19 protein-coding genes are annotated in these 19177 nt (G+C 74.1%); 6 read left to right on the top strand and 13 right to left on the bottom strand.

The window, feature by feature from the left end; genetic code table 11:
- From DQ239_RS14430 to DQ239_RS14415, 4 genes are read right to left on the bottom strand one after another with little or no spacing between them, the layout of a single operon-like run.
- A complete protein-coding gene (locus tag DQ239_RS14430) occupies positions 1–474 on the bottom strand; it encodes a hypothetical protein (RefSeq protein ID WP_147252130.1) in 474 nt (157 codons plus the stop codon).
- Complete coding sequence (locus DQ239_RS14425) at positions 471–1703, bottom strand: molybdopterin-dependent oxidoreductase (protein ID WP_113835124.1); 1233 nt, start codon at positions 1701–1703, stop codon at positions 471–473. The genes DQ239_RS14430 and DQ239_RS14425 overlap by 4 nt, the downstream gene beginning before the upstream one ends.
- Entirely contained in the window at positions 1700–2374 is a 675-nt protein-coding gene (locus tag DQ239_RS14420; protein WP_113835123.1) for a DUF2064 domain-containing protein, read from the bottom strand. Before DQ239_RS14420 ends, DQ239_RS14425 begins: the two co-directional genes overlap by 4 nt.
- Complete coding sequence (locus DQ239_RS14415) at positions 2371–3045, bottom strand: glycosyltransferase family 2 protein (protein ID WP_113835122.1); 675 nt, start codon at positions 3043–3045, stop codon at positions 2371–2373. Before DQ239_RS14415 ends, DQ239_RS14420 begins: the two co-directional genes overlap by 4 nt.
- 74 nt (positions 3046–3119) lie before the next feature.
- Here DQ239_RS14415 and DQ239_RS14410 point away from each other — a divergent pair, with 74 nt between their 5' ends.
- Positions 3120–4487, top strand: coding sequence for a hypothetical protein (locus tag DQ239_RS14410; protein WP_147252129.1), 1368 nt, complete (start codon positions 3120–3122; stop codon positions 4485–4487).
- Between the two features lie 59 nt (positions 4488–4546).
- Here the strand turns inward: DQ239_RS14410 and DQ239_RS14405 are convergent, their stop codons facing one another.
- Positions 4547–5602 (bottom strand): NAD-dependent epimerase/dehydratase family protein, encoded by a 1056-nt coding sequence (locus tag DQ239_RS14405; RefSeq protein WP_113835120.1) that lies wholly within the window; start codon positions 5600–5602, stop codon positions 4547–4549.
- A gap of 2 nt (positions 5603–5604) precedes the next feature.
- On the bottom strand, positions 5605–6309 hold the full coding sequence (locus tag DQ239_RS14400; protein ID WP_113835119.1) for a class I SAM-dependent methyltransferase: 705 nt from the start codon (positions 6307–6309) through the stop codon (positions 5605–5607).
- 257 nt (positions 6310–6566) lie between these two features.
- Between DQ239_RS14400 and DQ239_RS14395 the strand changes: the two genes are divergently transcribed.
- Positions 6567–7268, top strand: coding sequence for a hypothetical protein (locus DQ239_RS14395; protein WP_113835118.1), 702 nt, complete (start codon positions 6567–6569; stop codon positions 7266–7268).
- Positions 7269–7356: 88 nt separating this feature from the next.
- Here DQ239_RS14395 and DQ239_RS14390 read toward each other — a convergent pair whose 3' ends face one another.
- A complete protein-coding gene (locus tag DQ239_RS14390) occupies positions 7357–8610 on the bottom strand; it encodes an amidohydrolase (RefSeq protein WP_233489239.1) in 1254 nt (417 codons plus the stop codon).
- A gap of 100 nt (positions 8611–8710) precedes the next feature.
- Here DQ239_RS14390 and DQ239_RS14385 point away from each other — a divergent pair, with 100 nt between their 5' ends.
- Genes DQ239_RS14385 through DQ239_RS14375 form a run of 3 tightly spaced genes read left to right on the top strand, consistent with a single transcriptional unit; the run spans position 8711 to position 11879 of the window.
- Positions 8711–10501, top strand: coding sequence for an acyclic terpene utilization AtuA family protein (locus DQ239_RS14385; RefSeq protein WP_113835117.1), 1791 nt, complete (start codon positions 8711–8713; stop codon positions 10499–10501).
- A 29-nt stretch (positions 10502–10530) separates the two neighbouring features.
- Complete coding sequence (locus DQ239_RS14380; protein WP_113835116.1) at positions 10531–11496, top strand: zinc-binding dehydrogenase; 966 nt, start codon at positions 10531–10533, stop codon at positions 11494–11496.
- A 59-nt stretch (positions 11497–11555) separates the two neighbouring features.
- On the top strand, positions 11556–11879 hold the full coding sequence (locus DQ239_RS14375) for a hypothetical protein (protein WP_113835115.1): 324 nt from the start codon (positions 11556–11558) through the stop codon (positions 11877–11879).
- Positions 11880–11922: 43 nt separating this feature from the next.
- On the opposite strand, the gene DQ239_RS14370 is transcribed toward DQ239_RS14375, so the two are convergent.
- The 4 genes from DQ239_RS14370 to DQ239_RS20385 are packed head-to-tail and all read right to left on the bottom strand — an operon-like array spanning position 11923 to position 14505.
- Positions 11923–12225: a hypothetical protein gene (locus DQ239_RS14370; protein WP_113835114.1), complete on the bottom strand. Its 303-nt coding sequence runs from the start codon at positions 12223–12225 to the stop codon at positions 11923–11925.
- 36 nt (positions 12226–12261) lie between these two features.
- Complete coding sequence (locus DQ239_RS14365) at positions 12262–13821, bottom strand: putative T7SS-secreted protein (protein WP_113835113.1); 1560 nt, start codon at positions 13819–13821, stop codon at positions 12262–12264.
- Complete coding sequence (locus DQ239_RS14360) at positions 13818–14141, bottom strand: hypothetical protein (protein WP_147252128.1); 324 nt, start codon at positions 14139–14141, stop codon at positions 13818–13820. The genes DQ239_RS14365 and DQ239_RS14360 overlap by 4 nt, the downstream gene beginning before the upstream one ends.
- Positions 14134–14505, bottom strand: a complete 372-nt coding sequence (locus tag DQ239_RS20385; protein WP_158544842.1) for an SseB family protein — start codon at positions 14503–14505, stop codon at positions 14134–14136. The genes DQ239_RS14360 and DQ239_RS20385 overlap by 8 nt, the downstream gene beginning before the upstream one ends.
- 252 nt (positions 14506–14757) lie before the next feature.
- On the opposite strand from DQ239_RS20385, the gene DQ239_RS14350 reads away from it, so the two are divergent.
- Positions 14758–15261, top strand: coding sequence for a VOC family protein (locus DQ239_RS14350; protein ID WP_113835110.1), 504 nt, complete (start codon positions 14758–14760; stop codon positions 15259–15261).
- Positions 15262–15420: 159 nt separating this feature from the next.
- Here DQ239_RS14350 and DQ239_RS14345 read toward each other — a convergent pair whose 3' ends face one another.
- Together DQ239_RS14345 and nrdR are read right to left on the bottom strand one after the other, a co-directional pair.
- Positions 15421–18288 (bottom strand): vitamin B12-dependent ribonucleotide reductase, encoded by a 2868-nt coding sequence (locus DQ239_RS14345; protein ID WP_113835109.1) that lies wholly within the window; start codon positions 18286–18288, stop codon positions 15421–15423.
- 143 nt (positions 18289–18431) lie between these two features.
- Positions 18432–18920: a transcriptional regulator NrdR gene (nrdR, locus tag DQ239_RS14340; protein ID WP_113835108.1), complete on the bottom strand. Its 489-nt coding sequence runs from the start codon at positions 18918–18920 to the stop codon at positions 18432–18434.
- Positions 18921–19177: the final 257 nt, after the last annotated feature.

Below are 19177 nucleotides of genomic sequence, written 5' to 3'. Positions count from 1 at the left end.
TCAGCCGGCCCGGCGGGCGCGGACGGTCGCCACGGTGCCCCACACCGCGGCGGCGAGCAGCACCGCCAGGTCGATGAGCAGCACGTTGCGGCCGATGTCGTGCGGCAGGAACGAGTCGTTGCCCGGCCGGGCACCCGGGCCCAGGACGTAGGGCAGCGCGATCAGGCTGAGCACCCCGGCCACCGCGACACCGACGACGGCGGCCGGGCGGGCCGGCCGTGGGAGCACCTTCGCCGCCAGCCAGCCCAGCGCGATCCACAGCGGTGCGATCACCAGGTCGTGGAGCAGCGCGCTGCCCACGAACCAGGTCGCCCAGGCGGGCAGCGGCACCCGCTCGCCGGCGGTCAACAAGCCGTAGCCGCCGTAGCCGACCGCCACCAGGCCGGGCAGCAGGAAGAGCCAGCGCCACCACGGGCCGCGCGCCGACGTCGCCGGTCGGGCCGGGTCGGAGGCGTAGGGGTCGGAGGGGCTCATGCCGGCGTCACCCGGGTGACCCACTTCGTCTGCATCACACCCGGGCGGTTCGGCGCGATCAGCCGGACCGGGTAGCCGTGGTCGGGGTCCAGCGGCGAGCCGTTCAGCCCGGTGGCCAGCAGGGTGCGCCGGCTGCGGGCGTGCGGCGGCGCCACGGTCGAGCGCCGGTACAGCCCGCCCTCCTGCAGCGACTCGACGACGACCTCGGTGTCCCGGGCCAGCCCCGCCTCCTCGAGCAGGTCGCCGAGCCGGACGCCGGTCCAGGTCCCCTCGGCGCTCCAGCCCTCGACGCAGGCGATCGGCAGTCGCTCGGTGCGCTGGGGGAACCGGGCCAGCTCGTCCAGCGTGAGCTCCAGCCGGTTCGGGCCCTCGACGACCAGCCGGTACCCCGCGCCGACGTCGGTGACCCCGGCGGCGCGGGCGGCCTGCCGGACCGGCAGCGCCTGCGGGCCGACGCCGGGCTGCCGGGGGGCGAGCACCGACACCTGGCCGAGCGGGGAGAAGGTCTGGCCCACGGTGGTGAGGGTGACCGCGCCGACGCCCAGGCCGGTGGCCAGCACGAAGGCCCGCCGCGGCACCGCGTTCGTCTCTGCCGCCTCGTCGACGGCCGCCCGCTCGGCGGCCTGCGCGGCGGTCAGGCCGGCGACGGCGCCCGGGGTGCCCCGGCGGGCCAGCCCGCGGCGGATCTCGGGGGCCTTCGCGCCGACGTGCACCGCGACGGCACCGATCGCGATCCAGCCGGTCCAGTAGTGCGCCGTCGTGAAGAAGAAGCCGAAGGGGTACCACTGCGCGGTGTTGATGACGCCGGTGACCAGCTGCATCGATGCCGCCCCGACCAGCACGAGGATCGACAGCCGGCTGACCACCCGCGAGACCGAGCCGGCGGGCGGCCACTCGAAGAGCTTCGGGTAGACCGCCCAGAGCTTGACCAGCAGCAGCGGGATCGCCGCGAGGCCGGTCGCCACGTGCAGCCCCTGGGTGAACCGGTAGAGCCAGGCCGGGGACGCCGGCCAGACGAACCAGCCGGGCGGGTTCTGGATCAGGTGGCTGATCAGCCCGGTGGCGAAGCAGACGGTGAAGGCGATGCCGAGCCACAGGCCGACGCGGGCCGACCGGCGCTCGGAGTGCAGCGGGCTGCGAAACGCCCCGGCGCGGAACGGCCCCCGGCGCAGCGCCTCGGGCGGCCCGGGCACGCGGGCACCGAGCAGCCGGTCCAGCGCGCTGCTCACGCCGGGGCCTCCATGGCCGCGGCGACGGAGGCGACGACGCGGGCGGTGCGGCTGTCCGGCGGGCACTGCGCGGCGACGGCCAGGGCGTCGGGGAAGTGGTCGATGTCGGTCAGCTCGGGCAGGTCGAGCACCAGCAGCCCGAGCGCCTCCAGCGCCTCCCGGGTGCGGACGGCGGTGTCGTCGCGCGACATGGGGACGTCGGCCAGCACCGCGGCGTCGTCGGCGGCGTGCAGGCCGAGGGCCCACCAGCCGCCGTCCGGGGCGGTGCCGAGGACGGCCGTGCCGGGCCCCCCGAACTCGAGCCGCTCCGCGCACCGGGCCAGCAGCTCGGCGGTCACCTGGGGGGTGTCCATGCCGATGAGCAGGGTCGGCGGGGCGGTGCGGGCCGTGGCGTCGGCGAACGCGGCGGCCAGCCGGGTGCCCAGGTCGCCCTCGACCTGGGGCACCACGGTGAAGCCGTCGAGGTCCAGGCCGCCCGGAGCGCCGTCGAGCGCCACGACCCGCCGGGAGACCGGGGCCGCGCGCACCGCGTCGAGGGTGTCGCCCACCGCGGCGGCGGCGATGCCGGCTGCCTGCTCGGGGCTGCACGGCGGGCTGAGCCGGGTCTTGCTCCGGCCGGGCACCGGCGCCTTCGTGATGACCAGGACCTGCGTGCGGAGGGAACCGGTCACCGGGCCAGCACCCCGCGCATGTCGCGGATCGTGCGGGCGGTGCCCAGGACGGTGCCGGTCACCTTGGACTTCGAGCCCTCCGTGCGGAGGGAGTAGTCGACGTCGACCTCGCGGACGCGCCAGCCGGCGTCGGCCGCGGCGGTCACCATCTCCAGCGGGTAGCCGAACCGCCGGTCGGTGAGCCCGAGCCCGACCAGCGCCTCGCGGCGGGCGGCGCGCATCGGGCCGAGGTCGTGCAGCCGCAGCCCGGTGCGCCGGCGCAGCATGCGCGCCAGCGCGATGTTCGCGACGCGGGCGTGCACCGGCCACGCACCGCGGGCGGGACGCCGTCGGCCGAGCACGAGGTCGGCGTCCCCGACCAGCACCGGGTCGGCGACGCGCGGCAGCTGGAGGGGGTCCATGGAGCCGTCGGCGTCGCAGAAGCACACGACGTCGGCGGTGGCGGCGAGCAGGCCGGCGTGCGCGGCGGCACCGAATCCGCGCTGCGGCACGTCGACCACGGTGGCACCGTGCTCCGCCGCGATCTCCGCCGAGCCGTCGGTCGAGCCGTTGTCCGCGACGATCGCCCGGTAGCCCGCTGGCAGCCGCGAGAGCACCCACGGCAGCGAGCCGGCCTCGTCCAGGCAGGGCAGGACGACGTCGACCGTCGGGGGGTGCGGGAAGTCGGCCACGAGGAGCGTTCGTACCTGATAGCGGATCGGTTCGTTCCGGGCACCCCCGGCTCCGGCCACCTACTCTCCGGCGGGTGACCTCCGCCCCTCCCCAGGCCGATCGAGCGCCGGCGACCTCTGCTCCGGGCCGTGCCGTGCGCGGTCTGGCCGTCGGAGCGGTCGCCGCCGGGGTGCTGGCCGTCTGGCTGTGGGGGCGGGAGATCACCCGGAGGGGCGGCGACCTGCACCTGCGCGAGGGGTACGTGGTCGTTGGCCCCGTCGACGTCGTGCTGTCCGCCCGGGTGCTGCTTCCGCTGGCGCTCGCCGCCGCCGTCGTCCTGTGGGGCCCGGAGCTGGCCCGGCGGCTGCGCTGGCCGGCGCTGCTCGCCGCCGGTACCGCCGGGGCCGCCGGGTGGGCGGTCGCCCTGGCGGTGAACGGCGGGTGGGACGCGCTCGCGGCCCCCATGGCCACCGAGCACGAGTACGTGGCCGACGTCGGCCGGGTCGGCGACCTGGGCACGTTTCTGTCCACCTACGTCGACTCCGTCCCCGTCGGTTCCGCCGACCCCTGGGTCACCCACGTGTCCGGGCACCCGCCGGGCGCGCTACTGGCCTTCGTGCTCCTCGACCGGATCGGCCTCGGCGGCCCCGGGTGGGCGGCGGCGCTGTGCATCGCCGGGGGCGCGCTGGCCGTCCCGGCCGTGCTGGTCGCCGTCCGCACGGTCGCCGACGAGGCCGCCGCGCGCACCGTGGCGCCGTTCGCCGTCCTCCTCCCGGGCGCGGTCTGGATCGCCACCAGCGCCGACGCGCTCTTCGCCGGGGTCACCGCGTGGGGCGTGGCCCTGCTCGCGCTCGCCGCCGCGCGGGCGCCGTCGCGGGCCGGGAACGTGCGGGCGCTGGCCGGCGGGCTGCTGCTGGGCGGAAGCCTCTACCTGTCCTTCGGGCTGGCCGCCGCGGGGCTGCTGGCGCTCACCGCGGTGCTGGTGCAGTGGTCGCGGCTGGGCTGGTCCGGAGTGCTGCGGGTGCTCGCCGTGGGCGGCGTGGGGGTGGCGCTGGTCGTCGCGGTGGTCACCGTGGGCGGCTACTGGTGGTTCGACGGCCTGGAGGTGGTCGCCCAGCGGGTGCGCGACGGCGCCGCCTACGCCGACCGGGAGGAGCAGTCGAGCTGGTTCCTGGTCGGCGACCTGGCCGCCGGCGCCCTGGCCGCCGGGCCGGCGGTCGTCGCCGGGCTGGCCGGCATCCGCGGCCGGACGGCGCTGCTGCCGCTGGCGGCCCTGGCCGGGATCCTCGTCAGCGACCTGTCCGGCTTCGTCCTCGGCGAGACGGAGCGGATCTGGCTGCCCTTCGTGGTCTGGCTGCTGCCGGCGACGGCCTCGCTGCCGGCCCGCTCGCACCGGTTCTGGCTGACGCTCTCGGCGCTGCTGGCCGTCGCCGTGGAGGTGACCGTCCGCACCCCCTGGTGACCCTCTCCCGGACTTTCTGTACCGAAAGTCCGGAGGGACTTCCGGTACCGGAAGTCCGCTCAGGGGGCGGGGCGCAGCGGGTCGGTCGCGAAGGCGCGCATCCCGTCGGCGAAGGAGACCTCCGCCCGGAACCCCAGCTCCTCGGCGGCGCGCTCGGGGCTGGCGACGACGTGTCGCACGTCGCCGATCCGGTACTCGCCGGTGACCTCGGGATCCGGGCCACCGAACGCGTCGGCCAGCGCGCGGGCCATGTCGCCCACGGTGTGCGGCGAGCCCGAGGCGACGTTGTAGGCGCGCAGAGCGGCGTCTGGAGGATCGGCGGACAGCGCCGCGAGGTTGGCCCGCGCGACGTCGGTGACGTGCACGAAGTCCCGCTGCTGGCCGCCGTCCTCGAAGACCCGGGGTGCCCGCCCGCCCTCCAGCGCGCTGCGGAAGATGGCCGCCACGCCGGAGTACGGGGTGTCCCGCGGCATGTGGGGGCCGTAGACGTTGTGGTACCGCAGGGCGATCGCTCCGCCGCCGGTCGAGGAGGCCCAGGCCGCGGAGAGGTGCTCCTGGTCCAGCTTCGTCGCCGCGTAGGTGTTGCGCGGGTCGAGCGGCGCCTCCTCCGGCACCGTGCGCCACGCCAGCGGGCGGCCGCACCGGGGGCAGGGGGGCTCGAAGCGGCCGGCGTCGAGGTCCGCGCGGCGTCGCGCGGCGGCGGGGACGACGCCGTCGACCGGGCACTCGTAGCGGCCCTCGCCGTAGACGACCATCGAGCTGGCCAGCACCAGCCGGCCGACGTCGGCGCGCGCCATGCCGGCCAGCAGCACCGCGGTGCCCAGGCCGTTGATGCCGGCGTACTCGGGCATGTCCTGGACGTCGACCCCGAGGCCGACCATCGCGGCCTGGTGGCAGACGGCGTCCACCCCGCGGAGCGCGCGGTCGACCATGGCGGCGTCGCGGACGTCGCCGTGGAGGAACTCGACCCCCGCGGGCAGGCGGGGCACGGTGCCGGCGGGGTGCACCGCCGGCAGCAGCGCGTCGAGCACCCGCACCTCGTGGCCGGCGGCGACGAACGCCTCGACCACGTGCGAGCCGATGAACCCGGCGCCGCCGGTGACCAGGACGCGCACGGTCAGGACGCCCGGCCCAGGCGGGCCACCGGCCGCGCCGGGGCGGTCAGGGCGGCGAACCAGCGACCGTCCCGCTCCCAGGTCGCGGTCACCTCCAGCCCGGCCGCGGCGGCCGGAGTGGCGACGGCGTCGACCCCGACGTGCGCCCACGGGAACCAGGTGCCCCGCTCGGCGCCGCGCTCGAGGCGGACCCGGGCCGCGCGCAGTCCGGTGCCCGGACGGTCGAGCTCGGCGAGGACCCGCCCACCGGGCGCGAGGAGGTCGCGGCACCGGGTCAGCAGGGCGGCCGGGTCACCGCCGATGCCGATGTTGCCGTCGGCCAGCAGCACCGTGTCCCAGCTCCCCTCCCCCGGCACCGGCTGGAAGACCGACCGGCGCACGGCCGTGGCCCCGAGGGCCCGGGTCAGCGCGACGGCCACCCGGGAGGTGTCGATGCCGACGGCCTGGCGGCCCTGGGCGGCGAGCTCGGCGACCAGGCGGCCGGGACCGCAGCCGGCGTCGAGGACGGTGCCCCAGGCGCGGGCCAGCAGGTCGCGGTCGGCGTCGTCGGCGCGCCCCACCCACTGGCCCAGCGCATCCGCGAGGGAGTGCCGCGCACCGCCCTCGTACCGGGCGAACCAGTGCCACCGCTCCTCCGGGCGTGCGGCCGACCGCAGCGCGGTGTCGTACAGGTCGGTCGGGGCCGACTCGACGATCGCGAGGCTCATCGGCCGGCAGCCGGGTGCAGGGGCCTGAGGACGACGCTTCGGTTTCGGCTCACGAGCGGCGTTCGTGCGCGCTCGCCGCTCCGGTTCATGTCGTCCCTCGCTGGCACCCATCACTCCTGACGTCGTCGGTCCCGGTCCGGGTGCCCGCCCCCGACCGGCGACAACCGCCGGCGGAAAAGTTTCGGTCGGGTGCAATCCGATTTCCCGCACCGGTTCGAAGACCTCGTGACATCGACCGATCCACGCAAGGAGTTCCCATGAACGCCTCTTCCCGCCCCGCGAAGCTCCTGGTCGCCGGCGTCGCCCTCAGCGCGGCCCTCGGCCTCAGCGCCTGCGGCAGCGACGACTCCGACGCCGGCTCGTCGAGCGCGTCCTCGTCGTCGTCCTCGAGCGCCGAGTACGCCCGCCCGGAGCCGGTCGCCTCGCTCCCCGCCATCCCGGCCGAGGGCGGCAGCACCTCCGTCGCCCTGGACCAGGCCTTCGTCGACGCCCTCGGCACCCTCGGCGTGACCCCGGGCACCATCGGCGGCGCCACCCTGGCCGACGGCTCGGTGAGCTTCCCGATCACCGGTGGCACCGTGACGGTGTTCGACAAGGAGACCGGCTACAAGCCCTACGTGCAGGGCACCGTGTTGCACGAGGGCAGCGGCCTGAGCCTGGCCGCCGGTGGCACCACGGTCCAGCTGACCGACTTCACCATCGACCCGGGCACCCCCTCGCGTCTGTTCGGCAACGTCTCGGTCAACGGCCAGCTGGCCGTGCCCAGCGCGCCGCTGTTCGACCTGGACGGCAGCACCCTGAACCCGCCGGCCATCGAGGGCGGCGTCGCCACCCTGCAGGGCACCGAGGTGCTGCTCAGCGCCGAGGCCGCCGAGCTCCTGAACCAGACCTTCATGGTCGACGCGTTCGCGGGCGACTTCCTGATCGGCGTCGCCACCATCGAGGTGCCGACCGCCTGATCGAGCAGGACCGGCGGCCTTGAGGCCGCACGCACGGGAGGGGTGGAGCCACGGGGCTCCACCCCTCCTCGCGTTCCCGGGGAGGGACCTAGCCGCGCCCCTCCACGGGGAGCCACGTCCGGGCGGCCGAGACCAGCGCCTTGACGCCGGTGCCCAGGGTCGGCTCGATGACCGGGGCGAACTGCGCCGAGTGGTTCGACGGCAGGTCGCGGACCACGCGCTGCAGCCCCTCGCGGTCGCTGACGCCGGCGAACGCCGCAGGGTCGGCGCCCCCCAGCAGCCAGTAGACCAGCGGCACGCCGGCCGCGGTGGCGAGCATGCCGACGTCCTCGCTGCCGGTGACCGCGCCCGGGTCGATCGTCAGCCCGGCGCCGAGGTCGCGGTCCCAGCCCGCGATGGTGCGCGCACCGGCGTCGTGGTCGTTGATCAGCACCGGGAACGACTCCTTGAGCGTCACCTCCGGCTCCTGCGGCGCCCCGGAGGCGGCTGCCTCCGCGCGCACGATCCGCTCGATCGAGGTCATCAGCCGCTCGCGGACGTCGGGGTCGTACGAGCGCACGCTGACCCGCATCTCCGCCCGCTCCGGGATCACGTTGCCGGCGTTGCCGGAGTGCAGGGAGCCGACGGTCACCACGGCGGACTCGCCACCGGCCACCTCGCGGGAGACCACGGTCTGCAACCGCAGCACGGTGGCCGCGGCCATGACGACGGGGTCCACGCACGTCTCGGGCCGGGAACCGTGTCCCCCGCGGCCGTGCAGCACGATGTGCAGCATGTCCGCGCCGGCGAACGCCGGGCCCCGGCGCAGGCCGAGCAGGCCGGCGGGCAGCGGTCCGACGTGCTGGCCGAGCACCACGTCGGGACGGCCGAAGCGGTCGAACAGGCCGTCGTCGATCATCGACTGGGCGCCGCCGCCGACCTCCTCGGCGGGCTGGAACACCAGCTGCACCGTGCCGCTCCAGGTGTCCCGTTCGGCGGCGAGGGTCGCGGCGGCGCCGAGCAGGCAGGTGACGTGCACGTCGTGCCCGCAGGCGTGCATCACCGGCGTCTCGACGCCGTCGGCACCGATGCCCGTGGCGGTGCTGCGGTAGTCCAGGCCGGTCTCCTCGAGCACCGGGAGCCCGTCCATGTCGGCGCGCAGCAGCGCCGTGGGACCGGGCCCGTTCCGCAGGACGCCGACGACGCCGGTGCCCCCGACCCCGGTGGTGGTCTCGTAGCCGAGTGCCTCGAGCCGCTCCGCGACGATGCCGGCGGTGCGGTGCTCGGCGAAGGCGAGTTCCGGGTGCGCGTGCAGGTCCCGGTAGATGGTCGCCAGGTCGGCGAGGTCGTCGGCAGGGCTCACGTCGGAGGCTCCTCGGGTGGGCGTCGGCTGGGAGGCGACCGTATCCCGCGGTGTTGCGTGCGTCACCGCGCCGGGACGCTGGTTCGCTACGGTCCGAGGCATGTCCGATCGCGCCCCGATCCGCATCGGCAACTTCTCCGGCTACCTCGGTGACCGGGCCAGTGCCATCGAGGAGGCGCTGGCGGGCGATCCGGTCGACGTCCTCATGGGCGACTACCTGGCCGAGGTAACGCTCGCCGGGATGGCGACCGCGCACCGGCAGAACCCCGAGCGCGGCGGCTACGCGCCCTCCTTCCTCCGCCAGCTGGCACCGCACCTCGCGGTGATCGCCGAGCGCGGAATCAAGGTGGTCACCAACGCCGGTGGGTTCGACCCGGCCGGGATGGCCGCCGCGGTGCGCGCCCTGGTCGCCAAGGCCGGGGTCGCGCTGCGGGTGGCGCACGTGGAGGGCGACAACCTGCTCGGGCGGCTCGACGAGTTCCACGCCGAGGGGTTCGCGATGGAGAACCTGGATACCTCCGCCCCGCTCAAGGACTGGGGCGTGCAACCGATCGCGGCCAACGCCCACCTCGGCGGCTTCGGGATCGCCGAGGCGCTGCGGGCCGGCGCCGACGTCGTCGTCACCGGCCGGGTCACCGACGCCTCGCTCACCGTCGGGCCGGCCGCCTGGTGGCACGGGTGGACGCCGGACGACTGGGACGCCCTGGCCGGCGCGGTCACCGCCGGCCACGTCATCGAGTGCGGCGCGCACGCCACCGGCGGCAACTTCTCCGGGTTCCTGACCGTGCCCGGTATGGCCCGGCCGGGTTTCCCGATCGCCGAGGTCGCCTCCGACGGCAGCAGCGTCATCACCAAGCACGCCCGGGACGGCGGGATGGTCACCGTCGACACGGTGACCGCCCAGCTGGTGTACGAGATCCAGGGCCCGCGCTACCTGAACCCGGACGCCACGGTGCACCTCGAGACGGTCCGGCTGACCCAGGTCGGCCCGGACCGCGTGGCGATCGGCCCGGTGACCGGGTCTCCCCCACCGGCCACCGCGAAGGTCGCCGTCTTCGCCCCGATCGGCTACGAGATCTCCGCGATGCTGTTCTGCACCTCGCCGCACGTGCCCGAGAAGGTGGCTCTCCTGCGGGAGCAGCTGGGGCTGCTGCTGGACGACGTCGTCGACGAGCTGGACGTGACCGCGCTGGGCACCGCGGCACCGGACCCGGCCACCCAGTGGGAGGCGACGGTGCCCATCCGGGTCATCGCCACCGCCCGCGAGCGGGAGCAGCTGCGCGGCTTCCCCGCGGCCGTCGGCAGCCTGTACCTGCAGGGCTTCCCCGGGTTCCACCACGACGGGCACGCGCAGGCGGCCCGCGAGCCGTGGCCGCGGATCGACTACTGGCCGGCGCTGCTGCCCGCCGAGGTGCTGGTGCACCGGGCGGTGCTGGACGACGGCACGGTGCTCGACGCGCCGACGCCGTCCCGGACGGCGACCGACGAGGAGGTCGCGCAGCCCCGCCACCCGGAGCCTGCGGGCGCCCCGGTCGCGGATGGGCGGTGGGTGCCCCTCGGCGAGCCGGCGCACGCCCGGGCCGGCGACAAGGGCGGCAACTCCAACGTCGGCATCTGGGTGAGCGACCCCGCGCACTGGGAGTGGCTGCGGACGACGCTGTCCACCGACGGGCTGCGGGCGCTCCTGCCGGAGGCCGCGGACCTGCCCGTGGTGCGGCACGAGTTCCCGCACCTGCGCGCGGTGCACGTCGTGCTGCAGGGCCTGCTGGGCACCGGCGGCTCGTCGAACCTGCGGGTGGACCAGATCGGGAAGTCCGTCGGCGAGTACCTGCGCTCGAAGTCCGTGCCGGCCCCGCCGGAATGGCCGGACGGCGCGCCGACGTTCCGGTGACCCAGACCACTCGACCCCGGGAGCGCCCCATGCAGGCCGCCGTCTACTACCGCAACGGTCCCCCCGGCGTCCTGCAGTACGAGGAGGTCCCGGATCCGGACGTCGGCCCGGGGATGGTGCTGATCCGGGTGGAGGCCGTCTCCGTCGAGGGCGGGGACACCCTCAACCGGCTCGGTGGTCCGCTGCTCTCCCAGCCGCACGTCGTCGGATACCAGGCGGCCGGGACGATCGTCGCGGTCGCCGACGACGTGACCGACCGGGCCGTCGGCGACCGGGTGGTCGCGACCACCGGCCACGGCTCGCACGCCGAGCTGTTCGCCGTGCCCGCGCGCACCACCTGGACGGTCCCCGAGGGCGCCGACATCGTCGCGGCCGCCTGCGTGCCCGTCGCCTTCGGCACCGCGCACGACTGCCTGTTCGAGTTCGGCCGGCTGCGCGAGCGCGAGACCGTGCTGATCCAGGCCGGTGCGGGTGGCGTCGGCGTCGCCGCCATCCAGCTCGCCGAGCGGGCCGGGGCGCGGGTCATCGCGACCGCGTCGTCGCTGGCCCGGCTCGAGCCGCTCGCCGAGCTCGGGTTGGACCACGCCGTCGACTACTCCCGGAAGGGGTGGGTGGAGGAGGTCCGGGCCCTCTCCGACGGCGGCCGTGGGGTCGACCTCGTCGTGGACTCCGTCGGCGGGGCGACGCTGCAGAAGTCCGTCGCCTGCCTCGGCCGCCGGGGCCGCGCCATCACCGTCGGCAACGCCGGCCGGGACCTGACCCCGTTCAACGCCGGCGTGCTGGGGCTGCAGAACCAGTCGCTGACCGGCGTCTACCTGGGCGGTGAGATCACCACGCCACGCGTCCGGGCGATGGTGCAGGAGCTGGTGGACGACGTCGCCGCGGGCCGGCTCACCGTCCTGGTCGACCGCACTTTCCCGCTCTCGGCCGCCGCGGCCGCGCACGAGTACATCGAGAGCCGCAGAGCGGTCGGCCGCGTCGTCCTGATCCCCTGACGGGACGTCGGGACCTAGTGCCCTGGGGAGGAGCAGCCTCCGTCGGTCACCGTGACGGGGTGCGTCAAGACGGGGCCCACGACCACTCCGGCACGAGCGAGCACCGCGCCGCGACGGAACCGGATGCGACCGAGAGCGGACGATCGCGACCTCCGCTGTTCACCGCCCGGACGGACCGGGTCACCGGGGTCATCCGCTCCCGCGGGCACCTCGACGGCTTCGCGGCTGAGGCCCTGTGCCGGGTCGCGAGGGGGCTGCACGACCTCGGCCACCGGGACGTCGTCGTGCAGCTGGGCACCACCACGATCGACGACGACGCGGCCGCGCTCCTCGCCGAGCGCGCCCGGCCGTGGGACTCCGGCAGCCTCCGCCTGCTGCGCTGACGAGGAGTGGGCGTCGACCTCGGCCTCCGCCGGGCGGTGGTCGCTACCGGCCGCTGTCGCTGCCGTAGACGCTGACCCAGTTGCGCCCGTCGGTGAGGCGGTCGGTGGCGGCGTCGTAGCTATAGCCGCCGAGGTCGTAGGTGGCGCGGAGGTACGCCATGTCGAGCGGCTCGGCGAGGTAGGCGTTGTACCCGCCCTGGGTGCTGACGAAGGCCTCGCCCCGCTTCCCGGTGATCGTCAGGCGGTTCCCCCGCCGCACCAGGTCCTCCACGAGCGGGACCAGGTGGGTGTAGGGCCGGTAGGGGTCCTGCGGTTCCCCGAGGTCGATCCTGGCCTGCTCACTCATCGGTTGACCCTTTCCGGTCGATCCTGCCGCGCTCGCTCATCGGGAGGCGCCTTCCAGCCGGTCCAGCGTCTGGGCGCCCGTTCCTGCTGCGGCTCCACCGACGCCGTTGAGCACGTTCTCGCCGAGCGTGCGTGGCGCCATGGCGTCGACGCCCGGGACGCCCGGTGGCTGGATGGTGGCGACCGTCCCGTTCATGGTGACCTCCCCGGCCGGGCGGATGAACCCGTCGTCCAGGAGCTGGCCCAGGTTGTCAGGGACGTAGTACTGCGGCAGACCTCCGGGACCGAACTGCGGGTTGTGCCGGGCCACGGACACGCCCAGGGGCATGGGCTCGACGACCTCGTAGGTCTTGAGCTGCGGCCGGTACGTCGCCGGACTGCCGTCGGGGCTGAACGACTGCACCTGCAGACCCTCGTAGTAGCGGCCGGCGTCCCGGCCGACGTCGTCGGCCAGGTGGTGGGGCGCCACGAACTGGCTCGGCCCCGGCCAGCCGCTGTTGAACCGCAGGCCCGGCTCCGCCCACCCGGTCGCCCACTCGTCGACGCCCCCGTAGGGGGTCTTGCCCTGCACCGCGAGGACGTCGCGTCCCGGGTCGCCGAACCGCTCCGCCCAGCTCGCACGCAGCTCCGCCGGCGCGTCGACCATCCGGCGCAGCGCCTGTCCGCTGCCGGCGAGGTCGTCGAGCACCCGGCCGGCGCGTGCGGTGCGTACGGCAGCCGTGCCGGCCCCGCCCGTGGCGAGGGCCAGCAGCAGGTCGGGGACCAGGTGCCCGAGGGCACGTGCGGGGTTCTCGGCCCAGGTGTCCCAGTCCAGCAGGGCCTTGCCGAACTCCCTGGGGTGCTGGATGCCGTACCAGAGGCCCTCGGCCAGCCCGGTGGCGTTCTCGACGAAGCCCTCCGGGTCGATGAGCAGGTAGGCCGGGGACAGCTTGAACGCGAACTCGGCCAGCCCGTAGAGCGCCTCGCCGGCGCCGGCGAGGAACTGCCCGACCTGCCCCACGGCCTTGCTCAGCAGCCCCGGCTCGTCCGGCGCCAGCTCGGCGGCGTCCCGCAGCGCGCGGGCGGCGTGCTCGGCGGAGTCCTCGACGTCGGCGCGGGCGTCGCGGAGCAGGCGCTCGGCCTGTGCCCGGTCCGCCGCACCGGGGTCGGAGCCCGCCGGGGCCGCCATGCCCACGTCGGCGGGGTCGAAGCCGGGCTCGGCCCGGTGCGTCCGGTGCTGCGCGACCGCCGCCCGGTAGTCGGTCCGGTGCTGCTCCCAGCGGCCGGTCAGCTGCTCGGCATGGGCGTACAGGTCGATGGCGCGCTGCGCCTGCGTCCGCGCCCGCCGCAGGTCCTCGACGTACATCCGCACGACCCGGACGGCCTCCCCGAAGGCGGTCGCCGCCCGGTCCAGCTTGCCCGGGAGTTCGTCCACCGCCGCCCGGAAGGCGTCGGCCGCCTCCCCCACCCAGGCGCCGTCGTCGATGGCGCGCAGCGTCTGCACCGCCTGCGTGCAGCCGTCGCCGTAGCGGCGCAGGACGCTCGCGAGGGACTCCAGTCCCGCCTCGTCGCCGGGTACCAGCTCCTCGGGCCGGGCAGCGGCGTGCAGTCCGCTCACTGCGCCGTCCCACCGAGGACGACGACGGGGGCCGGCGGCACGGCTGCTGCCGCCGCCTCGTCCGCGGCCCGGTAGGTCGTCACGGCCTGCTGCAGCATCTCCACGAGGACCTGCGCGTCGTCGGCGATCAGCCCACAGCCGTAGGACCACTCGTCGAGAAAGTCGTGTACCGCGTTCCGCAGGACCGGGCTGCCGAAATCACCGACCTCCGCGGCCACGCCAGCGCCACGGTCGTGCACCTGACGCGCGACACCGAGCGCGTCGTCCAGTCGCCGGCCGGTGCGCGCGAGCCCGTCGAGATCGACGACGAGATCAGCCACGTCCACCCCCCAGCTCGATCCGGTCGCCTCCCGCGTGGTCGACGCGGACGGCGCGCTTCAGCCGACTCGTGCGCAGCACCACGGAGTGCGCGCTGCCCGGGTCCAGCAGGAGGTCGATGTCCGGGGCCTGGGCGAGCAGATCGGCGCCGGTCGTGGAGAACCACGGCACCGGGCCGCGCTGCTCCGCGAGCAGCTGCAGGTCGCTGAAGACGGGCGTCAGCGTGCCCGCTGGGGTCTGCACGGTCATCACGCCCGGCCGCTGCGGAGCCTCCAGGAACACCGTCGCCTCGAGCAACGACTCGAGGATGCGCTGCGGCCGATCCGCGGCGTCGACAGAGCGCACTGCGTCCCCGAGAGCAGTCACCCGCGGAGTGTCACCCATGGAGGACGACGGCCGCGACACCGGCCCGGTAAGTCCGCCCGCACGGGCGTCCTCTGGAGCGCCGGAGGCGTGGCACCGCCCGGCGGTGGGTGGAGCGCCTCGTTCGACCGGACGCGGCGGCGCGTGTGAGCCGGCCCGGCACCCGACCAGCCCGACGTGCACCGCTCCTCTGCAACCCGGCGCCGGGTGCATAGTCGGGAGGCCGGTCCCCGTCCGACCCGAGAGGCGACCCCGATGACCACGACCACTCCCGACCCCGCCGCCCTCGAGGCCGAGCGCGCCCGCATCCGCGCCGAGCACCTCAAGCCCGCCGGCGAGCGTCCCGCCTCCACCGCCCGCGGGCTGCACCACACCGCGCTGATCAGCGGCGACGTCGAGCGGACCGTGCGCTTCTACCAGGACCTGCTCGGCTTCCCGCTCACCGAGCTCATCGAGAACCGCGACTACCCCGGGTCGTCGCACTTCTTCTTCGACATCGGGAACGGCAACCTCCTCGCCTTCTTCGACTTCCCGGGGCTGGACGTCGGCCCGTACGCGGAGGTGTTCGGCGGGCTGCACCACATGGCGATCAGCGTGGAGCCGGAGCGCTGGGAGGCCCTGGTCGAGCGGCTGACCGAGGCGGGCGTGGAGCACGTCGTCCACAGCGGCGTCTCGGTCTACTTCCGCGACCCGGACGGAGCTCGCATCGAGCTGATCGCCGATCCGCTGGGCGAGATGTACGGCCACCACGTGCTCTGAGCGCCGGGCGCCCCGCCGCGGGAACTGCTCGGCCGCCCGGCCTGACGCCCGGTTCACGGTCCGACCACCGGACGCCGAACGGCCCGGTCCTCCGTGGGAGGACCGGGCCGTCGGACTGTGGGAACCGCTTGGGACAGAGGCCGTTCCCGGCCGGCTACATCAGCTGCAGCCGCTGGTGGAGCCGCAGCCCTCGCAGACGTAGCAGCTGCCGGCGGGACGCATCTTCGTGCCGCAGGTCATGCACAGCGGCGCGTCGGTGGCGGTGCCGGTGACCAGCTCGAGCAGCTCGGCCGACGAGTGCGCCTCCTTGACCGACTTCGGGCCCTCGGGGGTGACCTTCTCCTCGACCTTGGTGGTCTCGATCGGCGCGGAGCCACGCAGCTGCTCCAGGTCGACCTCCTCCTCGACGACCGTGGCCGTCGACGCGGACGTGCCGTACCCGGAGACCTGCGCGGCCCGCTCCTCGGCGGTGAAGATGCCGAGGCCCGCGCGCTTGTCGACGGGCAGGTGGTCCAGGGCCAGGCGACGGAAGATGTAGTCCATCACCGACTGGGCGATCCGGATGTCCGGGTCGTCGGTCATGCCGGCCGGCTCGAAGCGCATGTTGGTGAACTTGGAGATGTAGGTCTCCAGCGGCACACCGTGCTGCAGCGCGAGCGAGATGCCGATCGAGAAGGCGTCCATGACACCGGCCAGGGTCGAGCCCTGCTTGCCGAGCTTGAGGAACACCTCACCGAGGCTGCCGTCCTCGTACATGCCCGCGGTCATGTAGCCCTCGGCGCCCGCGACGCTGAACGAGGTGGTGACGCTCGTCCGCTTCTTCGGCAGCCGCTTCCGGACCGGGTGCGAGAGCGCCGACGGAGCAGCCGCCTCCTCGACCACGACCTCGGCCTTCTTGGCCTTGGCGTCGGACAGCGGCTGACCGACCTTGCAGTTGTCGCGGTAGATGGCCAGCGCCTTGAGGCCCATCTTCCAGCCCTCGAAGTAGATCTTCTCGACCTCTTCGACGGTGGCCGTCTCCGGCATGTTGACCGTCTTGCTGATCGCGCCGGAGATGAACGGCTGCACCGCGGCCATCATGCGGACGTGGCCCATCGGGGAGATGGCCCGCTCGCCCATGGCGCAGTCGAAGACCTCGTAGTGCTCGGGGCGCAGGCTCGGGGCGTCGACCACGTGGCCGTGCTCGGCGATGTACTCGACGATCGCCTCGATCTGCTCCTCCTGGTAGCCCAGGCTGCGCAGCGCCCGCGGCACCGTCTGGTTGACGATCTGCATCGAGCCGCCGCCGACCAGCTTCTTGAACTTGACCAGCGAGAAGTCCGGCTCGATGCCGGTCGTGTCGCAGTCCATCATGAAGCCGATGGTGCCGGTCGGGGCCAGCACCGAGGCCTGCGCGTTGCGCCAGCCGTTGTCGGCGCCGATCTCCAGGCAGTCCTGCCACTGCTGGGTGGCGGCCTTCAGCACGTCGGCGTCGTCGGCGCCGACCGGACGGATGGCGTCGTTGGCCGCGGCGTGCTTGCGCATGACGCGGGCGTGGGCGTCGGCGTTGCGGGCGAACCCGTCGTAGGCGCCGACGATCCCGGCCAGCTCGGCCGAGCGGCGGTAGGCGGTGCCGGTCATCAGCGAGGTGATGGCCGCGGCGAGGGTCTGGCCACCGCGCGAGTCGTAGGCGTGGCCGGTCGCCATGAGCAGCGCGCCCAGGTTGGCGTAGCCGATGCCCAGCTGGCGGTAGGCGCGGGTCGTCTCACCGATCGGCTCGGTCGGGAAGTCGGCGAAGCAGATGGAGATGTCCATCGCGGTGATGACCAGCTCGACGGCCTTCACGAAGTTCTTCGCGTCGAACGTGCCGTCGGCCTTGAGGAACTTCATGAGGTTCAGCGACGCCAGGTTGCACGAGCTGTTGTCCAGGCTCATGTACTCCGAGCAGGGGTTGGACGCGTTGATCCGGCCCGTCTCGGGGTTGGTGTGCCAGTCGTTGATCGTGTCGTCGTACTGGATGCCCGGGTCGGCGCACTCCCAGGCCGCCTGGGTGACCTTGCGGAAGAGGGTCTTGGCGTCGACGGTCTCGATGACCGAGCCGTCGAGGCGGGCGCGCAGACCGAACTCGTCGCCCTCCTCCACCGCGCGCATGAACTCGTCGGAGACGCGGACGGAGTTGTTGGCGTTCTGGTACTGGACGCTGGTGATGTCCTTGCCGCCCAGGTCCATGTCGTAGCCGGCGTCCCGCAGCGCGCGGATCTTGTCCTCCTCGCGCGCCTTGGTCTCGATGAACTCCTCGATGTCGGGGTGGTCGATGTCGAGGACGACCATCTTCGCGGCGCGACGGGTCGCGCCACCGGACTTGATGGTCCCGGCGGAGGCGTCGGCGCCCCGCATGAAGGAGACCGGGCCGGAGGCGGTGCCACCGGAGGAGAGCAGCTCCTTGGAGGAGCGGATGCGGGAGAGGTTGAGGCCGGCACCGGAGCCGCCCTTGAAGATCAGGCCCTCCTCGCGGTACCAGTTCAGGATCGAGTCCATCTCGTCGTCGACGGCGAGGATGAAGCAGGCGCTGACCTGCTGCGGCGCGCTCGTGCCGACGTTGAACCACACGGGCGAGTTGAAGCTGAAGTACTGGTGCATGAGCATCCAGGTCAGCTCGTGCTCGAAGATCTCGGCGTCGCCCTCGGAGGCGAAGTAGCCGTGCTCGCGACCGGCCGCACCGTAGGTGAGCACCACCCGGTCGATCAGCTGGCGGAGGCTGCTCTCGCGCTGCGCGCTGCCGACGGCGCCACGGAAATACTTCGTGGTGACGATGTTGGTGGCGTTGATGCTCCACTCGGCCGGGAACTCGACACCGCGCTGCTCGAAGTTGATCGAGCCGTCCCGCCAGTTGGTCATGACGACGTCGCGGCGCTCCCACGTCACCTCGTCGTAGGGGTGCACACCGGCGGTGGTGAAGACCCGCTTGATCTTCAGGCCCTTGCGGCTGGGCGCCTTCGGGGTGCGCCGCGCGCGCGTGCCGGCCAAGCGGTCGTCGGTCTCGGTCATGGTGTGGAGCTCTCCCGTGGTCGTGTGGTGCTCGGTGTGGTGCTGGGTGCGCGCCGTGGAGCCGCGCGGTGACGGATCGGGGGCTGGGGAAGAGCCGCGATCGAAGTGCTCGAGGTGTGTCTAGCGGTAGGTGGTGACAGTTCTCAGGAGCCGTCGGAGGGACCGGCGGAGGAGGTGGCCGCACCCGCGGGGCGGGCCTTCAGCTCGGCGATCTCCTTCTCGAAGTCGGCCACCGAGGTGAAGGAGCGGTAGACGCTGGCGAAGCGCAGGTAGGCGACCTCGTCGAGCTCCCGGAGCGGGCCGAGGATGGCGAGACCCACCTCGTGAGCGGGTACCTCCGCCGCGCCGCTGGCGCGGATCGTGTCCTCGACCTGCTGGGCGAGCAGGGCCAGCTGGTCCTCGTCGACCGGCCGGCCCTGACAGGCGCGGCGGACACCGGCGACGACCTTGGAGCGGTTGAACGGCTCGCTGACGCCGCTGCGCTTCACGACGGCGAGGACGGCCTCCTCGACGGTGGTGAACCGCCGCCCGCACTGCGGACACGAACGGCGACGACGCGTGGTCGCCCCCTCGTCGGCCTCCCGCGAGTCAATCACCCGGCTGTCGGGGTTGTGGCAGAACGGGCATCGCATCGCGGTCCACCTCCCTCAGCGGCACCTCGTCCGGGCCTCCTGTGGACCCCCTGGGGACATCCGGTGGACGCCGCGGGGAGAACCTGAGGACTGGCCTGTGGACAAGGCTTACATCTCTGTAACTACTAGATCTAGTGGAACCCTAAGCCTGGGCCCACTAGATGTGCAAGACATCCGCCGACCGGCGTGTTCCACCCTGACCCGGCCGTCACCCGCAGGAACACGGCATCCCAGCCGTCACACCACACGCCCGGACG

Source organism: Blastococcus sp. TF02-09 (genome assembly GCF_003319105.1).
In the GTDB taxonomy this organism is placed as follows: Bacteria; Actinomycetota; Actinomycetes; order Mycobacteriales; family Geodermatophilaceae; genus Blastococcus.
This window is presented reverse-complemented; position numbering and strand designations above follow the sequence as displayed.